An 8,727-nucleotide genomic window follows, 5' to 3' on the forward strand; every position below is an offset into this window, starting at 1 on the left:
ACGTCTTCTTCAGCAGCGCCGGCCTGCCGCCGCGCGGTCCGGATCGCAACCGCAACTGGACGCACGACATCTACGTCGCCGAATGGAGCGCGGCCCAGCCCAATCTGGGCAAGCCCCGGCTGCTGGTCGCGGAGAAGGAAGCCCAGGAGCCGGTGTCGGTAGCGCAGAATGACGCCGGCCGCATCATGCTGACCTTCGAGGATGGCTGGAATACCGCCAACAATGTCAGCCAGCGCTACGGCGTGTACGACACGGCGTTGCGGCCGCGGCAGGCCAATCCGGTCGATGTCTGGTCCGGCGGGCACTCCGGCCACGTCGCGCCGGTAGGGAATAGCTTCGTGGTGTTCTACTCGGACGACTGGGTCGACGGCGGCGGCGTGGACAACCTGGGCACCGGCAACGGCGTCTACCTCAAGACCTATGACGGCAACGGCCAACTGCGGCGCAGCACCGATGTGGCGCGCGACAAGCGCGAGTGGTGGCCGTTGATCGCCGGGGCGAAGGAGGTTGCCTTGCTGGCCTGGCAGGAATTCATTCCCGGCGAGACGCACGCCAGGCTGAAGACGGCAGTCTACCGGCCTGCCGATGGTGCACTGACCGGCATGCAGGTGCTGAACCAGAGCCTGAAGTACTACACCTACAGCGTGGCCTATGTCCCGGCCCTGGACCGCTTCCTGGTGGTCGGCACCACCGATGCGGGCGAGGGTTTCGCGTATCTGCTGGATACGGCCGGCAAGGTGCGCGCCTCGCTGGCCTGCATGCCGGCCAGCGTGCGCGAGGCCGGCATCACGGTGGTCGGCAACATGGCGTTCACCCCCGCCCAGGACGGCCGCCTGCTGCATCTGAAGCTGTCCGCCGATGCCATCGCACTGCGCGGCAGCCAGCCGTCGCCGGTCCCCTGGACCATCCAGGGCAACCTCGGCCTGGTGCGCTCGCCAACGGTACTGCACTGGGTGTCGTTGACGCCGACGGGCCTGCGGGAGGGGGACTTCGATCTCGGCAAGGCTGCGCCGCCTTCGGCTGCCGATCTGTGCCGGTAGGGGGCATGCGCGCGGTACCTTAAGCCCGTCGCCGCTCGGAGTTCGCCAGTGTCCTGCCGCGACCGGTTGACGGGTGGTGGCCACAGGGTACGTCGGAAAATCCTGGATTTGGTTTCACCCCCCTAGCCGGGGGATCGGTTGAATAATCGTTCCCGCGCAATAGAAAAGATCGCCTCGATTCCTGATAGTTAGGGCTGATATAAGAACGGCGAATTTGCAATGAGGCATGCACTGGCATAGTCTCCACATCGTAGCAAGAAAATCCACGCTCCAGACGCCCAAGAATACCGCGCGCTTTACATTACAAGCCGTTGCACGGGAGAAGGATATCTTTACGTTCTGGAAATTCGATTTTTCGATTGCCCGCCAGGAAAGAATGTCGCCGGATTTTATTTTGGCGAAGCGGCTCTATTTTGCCGGAACGGTAATTATATTTAATTAATTTAACCGAAAATTTATCTTGAAGTTTGCCGGGGTTGCCGAAAACCGGAAAAAGAGTAGGCGCGCAATAGAGGGGAAAATCATGGCAGAGGCCAATGCACCAGCCAAAGGCAAGCAAGCTTCAGATGCATCCCAACACCTTACCATCAACGTGATGACGACGATGAACGTCGATGCCATCATTGCTGCCTATGGCAGTCTGAGTACGGACCCGACAAAACCAACGGCAATAGGGCATGCGAACATCTACATGGTTTCCGACGACCCCCGCGGCTGGACCACCGGGAATGATCCCGGCAACATAACCCTGAATGCCCACGTTAACGATACCCTGTCATTTTACTGCAACAGTACCTCCGGCAATTCGGATAGCGCGGCTTTTATCTACAGCCTGTCGGGAGGGGGTTCCGTTCTCAATAATCCGATTGTCAACGTCATCACGCTTCAAGGCGCCGCGCAACCGACGTCGCCTAACGGCTATCCTTTCAAATTTGTTCCAGAGAGCTTTTCCAGGTGTGACACCCTGGTAGCCAGCAAGGGCACGGCACAGAATTTCTGGGCTTCTGCCGCACTATTTACCGTGGATGACGATAACGAAAATCAGGTATTGGCTGGATACGTTACCTGGGATCCGACCGTGGTTGTTGCTTAATAATCTGACGGATTCTTCAAAGGGTGATGGATGGGACTGGCGATAGCATCTATTTGCCAGTCCCATCAAACCGCTCCAGGCTGGCGCTCCTGATCGCCATTAGCGTGAGGATGGCAACGAGGGGAACTTCGCGGCAACGGCGAGAAACACCGGACTGCCGATGCGGCACAGATTGCCCAGTCTGCGCAGATCGCCGATCCGCCGCCTTCGGCCGGTCGGCACTATGTCGAGTTTCGTAACCGCGGCCGCCAACGCCATGCTCCCGGCTTGCCGCGCGTGCTGACGAAAGGTCATGGGCGTGGTCTCCCCGGAACTGCGCCGACACTGGCCGTCCGGGCAGAAAAAAACCCAACCGGGTATGGTTGGGTTTCCGAAACATGGTGGACCGAAGGAGGATCGAACTCCCGACCTCTGCATTGCGAACGCAGCGCTCTCCCAGCTGAGCTATCGGCCCGTGACGAATGATTGTAGCGCAGTTTTTGCGGCGCCATCAATCACGTCGCGATGCCTGCGTTGCCATCCATGCCATGCACCTTCGGCAGGTTCAGCGGCCTGGCGGTGACTTCGCCGGAGGCGCGCAGCCACTGGGCCATCAGGTCCCAGACCGGCGGGCTGCCGCTATGCCGGGCTTCCTCCGCCACGGGTGCCCAGCCGGCCACCTTGTAGCTCTTGCCGGCGTCGATGGGCCGGCCCTTGAGGCGCATGTCGGTGATGCGCCGCCCCATGCCGGCGGTGGGGTCGATGGTGTATTGCAAGCCGCCCACACGCACCATGTCACCACCTTGCTGGTAGTAGGGATCGGGGTTGAACAGGTTGTCCGCCACGTCTTCCAGTATCGTCTTGATGGTCTCGCCAGTCATGGCGGTGACGGTGGTGTGGGGGTACGTGATGGCGGTCTGGTCCATCAGGTGTTCCATGGTGATGGCCTGTCCGGGCAGCAGCGTGGTGCCCCAGCGGAAGCCGGGCGAGAAGGCGATCTCGGCGCCCTGCACGTCCATCAGCCCGTCCAGGATCAACTGGTCGAAGGTGCCGTTGAAATTGCCGCGGCGGTACAGCAGGCCGCGGTTGCGCGCGAGCACTTCGCCCAGTTGTTTTTCGTACGGCGCGCGCACCCTGGCGATCAGCGCGTCCATGGCCGGATCGGCGGCGAGGTAGTTGGCGAAGACCGGCAGCAGGCGGTAGCGGAAGTCGCGGATCCTGCCGTCTTTGACATCGAAGTCCAGCACGCCGAGGAACTTGCCGTTGGAGCCGGCATTGGTCACCAGCGTGGTGCCGCCGGCGTTGGCCACCGCCACGGGGGCGGGCATGCCGTCGTGGGTGTGGCCGCCGAGGATGGCATCGAGCCCGCGCACGCGCGAGGCCAGCTTCAGGTCCACGTCCATGCCGTTGTGCGACAGCAGCACGACCACCTGCGCCCCTTTGCCGCGGGCCTGGTCGATGACCAGTTGCAGGTTTTCCTCCTGGATGCCGAAGGTCCAGTCGGGCGTGAAGTAGCGCGGGTTGGCGATCGGCGTGTAGGGAAAGGCCTGGCCGATGATGGCCACCGGCACGCCGTTCATCTCGCGGATCACGTAGGGCTCGAAGACCGGATCGCCGAAGTCGCTGGTCTTGATGTTCTGGGCGAGGAAGGCCACCTTGCCCTTGAAGTCGCGCTCGACGATCTCGGTGACGCGTTCGGCGCCGAGGGTCATCTCCCAGTGCGGCGTCATCACGTCCACGCCGAGCGCGAGTGCCGCGTCGACCATATCCTGCCCGCGCGTCCACAGCGCCGTGGCCGAGCCCTGCCAGGTGTCGCCGCCGTCGAGCAGCAGCGCGCCGGGGCGGCCCGCCTTGATCTGCCTGACCAGCGTGGCGAGATGGGAGAAGCCGCCGACCTTGCCGTAGCGGCGCGCGGCTTCGGTGAAGTCGAGATAGGTGAAGGCATGCGCCTGCGCGCTGCCGGGGGCGATGCCATAGTGGCGCAGGAATGCCTGCCCGACCAGGTGGGGCGGCTTGCCGGCGTAGCCGCCCACGCCCAGATTGACATTGGGCTCGCGGAAGTACAGCGGGCGCAGTTGCGCGTGGCAGTCAGTGAAATGCAGCAGGTGCACATTGCCGAAGCGCGGTACGTCATAGAGCTTGCCGGCTGCCTGCGCGGCTTGTGCGTCGGTGGCGGGAAAGGTCATGCCGCCGGCGCCGGCAACGGCCAGCACCTGCAGGAACTCGCGTCGGTTCATCGTCTCTTCCTGTGGATATCATGCGCCGGTGCCGCTTACCCGCGACCCGGCGTCTCTTGGCCAGCGTCTCTTGGCCGGATACGGCTACTTCGGCGCCGGCCCGGCGTACTTCGCCAGTGCCGCGACTTCTTCTTCCAGCATCTCGCCGACTTCCTTCTGCACGACCTTGCCGTTGGCGTCGATCACGTACAGCTCGGGCAACCCTTTGCGCTTGCCGAGCACGGCGCGCAGCGCGGGCGTGTCCATGGCGGCGGGGAAGGTGTAGCCGCGTTTCGCCATGTAGGCGGCGGCGTCCTTCGGCTCGCGGTCGATGCTGACGGCCAGCACTTGCAGTCTGCCGCGCGCGCCGCCAGTGCTGTCATAGAGTTTCTGCAGCCGCGGGTTCTGCAGCGCGCAGAAGGGACACCACGAGGCCCAGACCTCCACCACCAGCGGCTTGCCGGCCCACTGTGCCGGCGTCGCGGTGCTGCCATCCAGCAGCCGCACCGGCGGCAGGCGCACGGTGTCGCCGACCTCCAGCGCCGCGGCGGCGCCGCTCCAGGCCAGCGCCGCAAGCAGCAGCGCGCGCGCCAGATTCCGCTCGAGGAGGCACGCCATGCCACCGGGCATCATCGCCGTTCCTTACTGGTTGACCGGCGAGGCCGGGTCGAGCAGCAGCGCCATGACGTCGCGGATCTGCTGCTCGGTGAGGATGCCCTTGTGCCCGAAGCGCGGCATATTGGAGCAGGCGGCATAGGCGCTGGAGTCCCAGATCTTGCCCCAGGTGTACTTGAGCACCGCTTCCGAATTGCCGCGCAGCTTGCCGTACTGGTAGAGCGAGGGACCGATATTTCCGAAGGAAATCTCGGCCTTGGTCATCTGGTGGCAGGCGTAGCAGTTGGCGCCGTTGGTGCCGCCGACGGGGTCGGAGAACTGCATGCCGCGGCCGTTCTGCGCGGTCTTCTCGCCCTCCTTCCAGTCGCCCAGCCATTGCTGGCCGGCCGGGTATTTCACCTGCCTCAGTTCGGCGGCCTCTATCTTCTTCGCCACCGCCGCGGGCACCTTGGAACGGTCCGGGTAGTCGCTGCAGGCCTTCTGCATGGCGTCGCGATCGAGCACGCCTTCTACCGTGGCGGGGCCCTTGGAGGTGAAGGAGCTTTCGATCAGCTGCTTCATGTCGGCATCGCTGACGGCCGCAACCCTGGCTGGCTTCGCGGCCGCGGCCGGCCTGGCGTTGTCTTGTGCGTGGGCGGTGCCGGCCACGCCGGCCAGCACGGCGAAGGTGGCGGCGGCGAGCGTGCCTTGTGCGTATCTGTGCGCTTGTATCATTTTTGCTCTCCCTTGGCCTCAGCGCTTCATGGCCGGACCATCGTAGGTGCCGCCGTTGGCGTTCCTGGCCAGGAACAGGCTCAGCGCGGTGATCACGTCGGATCCGTAGGCGGGCTCGGGAAAGCGCTGCTGGCGCAGGCAATCGTAGAGGCGGTGCTGCATCGAGCGTACCTCCCCCTGCGAGACGCGATAGGCCGGCCACGTGGTGTACGCGGCCTGCGCGCCCTGCGGGGTCAGCAGGTTGGGCAGCTCCTGCAGGCGGATGCGCTGGCCGTCCACGGCGTGGCAGGTGGCGCAGGCGAAGTCGTAGGCGCCGCCGCGGTAGAAGAACATCTTCTGGCCCAGGGCGTAGACGCGCTTTTCTTCGGGGTGGTTCAGCGCCACGTTCATCTTCACCCCGCGCGACTCGCCGGCCAGGAAGGCCACCAGGCGTTCGATATCCGATGGCTTGCCGGTGGAGGCGAAGGGGTGCTTCAGCGCCTCTTCCTGCGTCAGCCCCTGCAGCGTCACGCGGCAGTAGGCCAGGCGCTGCTCCAGGTCCATCACGCGCGCGGTGTCCTTGAAGAAGCGCGGCAGCTCGGCGTAGGCGCCCTTGGTGACGCCCGGGCCCTTGCCCAGGTCGCACTGCTCGAGCGAAGCGTTCTTCGGGCCGGCGGGCTTCTTCCAGAGTTCCTCGCCGGCGGCTTCCCACAGCTCGGCGGGATTGCCTTCGGCCAGCATCTGCCGGTACTTGGCGATCTCCTCGGCGGTGCTGCCCTGGGCATGCGCCGCCGCGGCGGCAAGCGCCAGGGTACCGGCCACGGCCAGCGCGGCGCCGGCGCAACGGCGTCTGGATGTTTTCATGGGGCTTCTCCTCGGGGCTTCGGTGGCCTGCCGCCAGGTGGCGCCAGGCCGGCCGGGCCGGTCTTCTTGCTGGTCCTGCCGTTGCACTGCGCCCCGCATGCGGTGGCGCGCTCGCTGCTTCGTTGCTTCAGTGGCGACTCATGCGCCGGCCACGGCTCAGGGCTTGATATAGGCGTAGCCTTCATCGAACTGCAGGCGGGCCACCTCGACCACGCCGGCCGGCACCACCTTGGCCTCCATCAGCAGGCTGGACTCGGGGATCTTGCGCGCCGTCAGCGTATTGCGGCAAGCGCGGAACTCCACCCCGGCGCTGCCGAGCGCTGCGACGGCGGCTTCGAAGGTGTTGCCGCGCGCGTCGCGCGCGCCTTCCACCAGGAAGTCCACGCCGTAGCCGAACGCCACCACCACGATCTTGGTATCCGGTGCGCCGTTGAGGTGGTTGCGCAGGTTCGCCATCGCGCGCACCGCCTGGTCCGTGCCTTCCGACAACTGGTAGACCACCTTGACGCGTCCGCCCTTGCCGGCCGCCGCGGGTGCCGCCTGCGCCGCAGCCTTGGCCGACAGGCCGATCGCCGCCAGGGCTGCCGTTGCTCGAATAAATGCTCGCCGCATGATTCCTATCCTTCCGGACGCCCCCCGCGCGCAACATGCGCCGGCCCGGGCCCGACATTCGACCTGAACCATAGCAGAGGATGCCGCCGGCCGCTCGGCCGGGCCGGCATGCCCGGCGCGCTCAGGAAATGGTGGCTTCGTCGGTGCGTTTGTCGCCGCGGTTGTCGACCCAGGTCACGGTGACCTTGTCGCCCTTGGCGCCGCCCTTGAACTTGAAGTTCAGGAAGGGATCCTTGGATACGGCCGGGCCGAACTGGGCATGGAATACGTCCTTGCCCTTGCATTGCGCGGTCACGGTCTGGATATGCCAGGCCGGGATGATCTTGCCGGCGGCATCCTTGCGCTGGCCGGTTTCCATGTCGTGCTTCATCAGGATCTTGACGTCGACCACGCCGCCGTTCTCGGCGGCACGTACGCGCATCGGGTCTGCCATGTTCTTTCCTCTTTGGGGTAATGGTGCGGGGGGATGGAAATCAATCCTGGTGGATAAGCGCGGGCCGGGGCATCAGCCGCCGCAGCCGCCCAGCGTCACCTTGATTTCCTTGGACGCCACATACCATTTGCCGCCGGCCTTGACGGCGGCGTGCACCATCGAGGTCTGGCCCATCTTCACACGCGTGGAGACGAAGGGCTCGGTGCCGGCCGGGATGGCGAAATCCGCTGCCAGCGTATTGGGATTCTTTTCCACCAGGATGGCGATCTGCTCGGTGCCGGGGATATTGCTGGTCACCGCGAGCGGCACCACGGCGCCGTTCTCGGCGATGTCGGGGGCGGTAAAGACAATGGCGGTGCTCTTCTCGGTACCGCTGCCGCCGAGCGCCTTGATGACATCGGCCACGCTCTTGCCGTCGAAGGCGGTCTTGTTCCACTCGGCGGCCTGCGCCTCGCCGATCAGGCCGGTGGCGGCCATCAGTGCGAGCACGGAGGTGATGCGCAGCACGTCACGTCGTTTTGATGAATGCATGGTTTCCTTTCTCCTGCGTTTTCCGTTCCGGCCTGGTTCGTTGGCCTGCCGTGCCCCGGGGGAGGCACGGCGGCGGGCGGTGCTTGGCCGCCCCTGTTTTCCCGAAGCCGTAACCGGTCCGGGCAGGGCTTGCCCTGGCTGCGGCTTACTTGGCCGGGGCGCCTGCCAGCACCCACTCCACGACCGTCTTCAGGTCGGCATCGCTCAACCCTGCGTTGGCCGGCATCGGGATCGGGCCCCATACGCCCGAACCGCCGCCCTTGACCTTCTTGGTCAGGGTTGCCAGGGCGTTCTTGTCGCCCTTGTACTTCGCCGCGACGTCCTTGTAGGCCGGGCCGACCAGCTTCTTGTCGACCTGATGGCAGCCCATGCAGGCGTTCTTGTTGGCGATTTCCTGGGCCTTGGCGGCATCGACCGCAGCGTTGGCCGAGGCGGCGCAAGCCAGCATCAGCGTTGCGATGACAAACTGCTTCATGGATATTGCTCCGAACTTTGAAGAGCCGTGGGGACGGCGATAGGCCGCACGCTGCCAGCCGTGCCGGATGGCTCGCCGGCGCGGCGGCGCGCTGGCCGCGCCACGGGGCATGGCGGCGGCCAGTCCGCTATTTTGCCTCAAGAATCCACCCCACCACGGTGCGCAGGTCGGAATCG

11 protein-coding genes and 1 tRNA gene are annotated in these 8,727 nt (G+C 65.3%); 2 read left to right on the forward strand and 10 right to left on the reverse strand.

Annotation, left to right across the window (positions count from 1 at the left end; genetic code table 11):
• The coding region (locus tag P3W85_RS02705; RefSeq protein ID WP_276263638.1) for a hypothetical protein at window positions 1–1,040 on the forward strand (1,040 nt) is incomplete at its 5' end.
• A gap of 523 nt (window positions 1,041–1,563) precedes the next feature.
• Window positions 1,564–2,133, forward strand: coding sequence for an inclusion body family protein (locus P3W85_RS02710; RefSeq protein WP_017228877.1), 570 nt, complete (start codon window positions 1,564–1,566; stop codon window positions 2,131–2,133).
• 99 nt (window positions 2,134–2,232) lie between these two features.
• Here the strand turns inward: P3W85_RS02710 and P3W85_RS02715 are convergent, their stop codons facing one another.
• From P3W85_RS02715 to P3W85_RS02760, 10 genes are all read right to left on the reverse strand, one after another.
• Entirely contained in the window at window positions 2,233–2,427 is a 195-nt protein-coding gene (locus tag P3W85_RS02715) for a hypothetical protein (protein WP_276263639.1), read from the reverse strand.
• An 84-nt stretch (window positions 2,428–2,511) separates the two neighbouring features.
• A tRNA-Ala gene (locus P3W85_RS02720) sits at window positions 2,512–2,587 on the reverse strand.
• Window positions 2,588–2,627: 40 nt separating this feature from the next.
• Window positions 2,628–4,349, reverse strand: a complete 1,722-nt coding sequence (gene soxB, locus P3W85_RS02725) for a thiosulfohydrolase SoxB (protein WP_276263640.1) — start codon at window positions 4,347–4,349, stop codon at window positions 2,628–2,630.
• Window positions 4,350–4,433: 84 nt separating this feature from the next.
• Window positions 4,434–4,946, reverse strand: coding sequence for a TlpA family protein disulfide reductase (locus tag P3W85_RS02730; RefSeq protein WP_276263641.1), 513 nt, complete (start codon window positions 4,944–4,946; stop codon window positions 4,434–4,436).
• A gap of 24 nt (window positions 4,947–4,970) precedes the next feature.
• Window positions 4,971–5,657: a sulfur oxidation c-type cytochrome SoxX gene (gene soxX, locus P3W85_RS02735; RefSeq protein WP_017228874.1), complete on the reverse strand. Its 687-nt coding sequence runs from the start codon at window positions 5,655–5,657 to the stop codon at window positions 4,971–4,973.
• Between the two features lie 18 nt (window positions 5,658–5,675).
• Window positions 5,676–6,500, reverse strand: a complete 825-nt coding sequence (gene soxA, locus P3W85_RS02740; RefSeq protein WP_276263642.1) for a sulfur oxidation c-type cytochrome SoxA — start codon at window positions 6,498–6,500, stop codon at window positions 5,676–5,678.
• Window positions 6,501–6,656: 156 nt separating this feature from the next.
• Complete coding sequence (locus P3W85_RS02745) at window positions 6,657–7,112, reverse strand: DsrE family protein (RefSeq protein WP_017228872.1); 456 nt, start codon at window positions 7,110–7,112, stop codon at window positions 6,657–6,659.
• A gap of 121 nt (window positions 7,113–7,233) precedes the next feature.
• Complete coding sequence (gene soxZ, locus P3W85_RS02750; RefSeq protein ID WP_017228871.1) at window positions 7,234–7,545, reverse strand: thiosulfate oxidation carrier complex protein SoxZ; 312 nt, start codon at window positions 7,543–7,545, stop codon at window positions 7,234–7,236.
• 72 nt (window positions 7,546–7,617) lie between these two features.
• Entirely contained in the window at window positions 7,618–8,076 is a 459-nt protein-coding gene (soxY, locus tag P3W85_RS02755; RefSeq protein WP_035814431.1) for a thiosulfate oxidation carrier protein SoxY, read from the reverse strand.
• 145 nt (window positions 8,077–8,221) lie between these two features.
• Window positions 8,222–8,551, reverse strand: a complete 330-nt coding sequence (locus P3W85_RS02760) for a c-type cytochrome (RefSeq protein WP_017228869.1) — start codon at window positions 8,549–8,551, stop codon at window positions 8,222–8,224.
• Window positions 8,552–8,727 lie beyond the last annotated feature (176 nt).

This window comes from Cupriavidus basilensis, assembly GCF_029335485.1.
Taxonomy (GTDB): Bacteria; Pseudomonadota; Gammaproteobacteria; order Burkholderiales; family Burkholderiaceae; genus Cupriavidus; species Cupriavidus basilensis_E.

Excerpts from the sequence above, each read along its gene's own strand:
- P3W85_RS02710 (WP_017228877.1), top strand. The coding sequence starts at position 1,564 with ATGGCAGAGGCCAATGCACCAGCCAAAGGCAAGCAAGCTTCAGATGCA.
- P3W85_RS02715 (WP_276263639.1), bottom strand. The coding sequence starts at position 2,427 with ATGACCTTTCGTCAGCACGCGCGGCAAGCCGGGAGCATGGCGTTGGCG.
- soxB (WP_276263640.1), bottom strand. The coding sequence starts at position 4,349 with ATGAACCGACGCGAGTTCCTGCAGGTGCTGGCCGTTGCCGGCGCCGGC.
- P3W85_RS02730 (WP_276263641.1), bottom strand. The coding sequence starts at position 4,946 with ATGGCGTGCCTCCTCGAGCGGAATCTGGCGCGCGCGCTGCTGCTTGCG.
- soxX (WP_017228874.1), bottom strand. The coding sequence starts at position 5,657 with ATGATACAAGCGCACAGATACGCACAAGGCACGCTCGCCGCCGCCACC.
- soxA (WP_276263642.1), bottom strand. The coding sequence starts at position 6,500 with ATGAAAACATCCAGACGCCGTTGCGCCGGCGCCGCGCTGGCCGTGGCC.
- P3W85_RS02745 (WP_017228872.1), bottom strand. The coding sequence starts at position 7,112 with ATGCGGCGAGCATTTATTCGAGCAACGGCAGCCCTGGCGGCGATCGGC.
- soxZ (WP_017228871.1), bottom strand. The coding sequence starts at position 7,545 with ATGGCAGACCCGATGCGCGTACGTGCCGCCGAGAACGGCGGCGTGGTC.
- soxY (WP_035814431.1), bottom strand. The coding sequence starts at position 8,076 with ATGCATTCATCAAAACGACGTGACGTGCTGCGCATCACCTCCGTGCTC.
- P3W85_RS02760 (WP_017228869.1), bottom strand. The coding sequence starts at position 8,551 with ATGAAGCAGTTTGTCATCGCAACGCTGATGCTGGCTTGCGCCGCCTCG.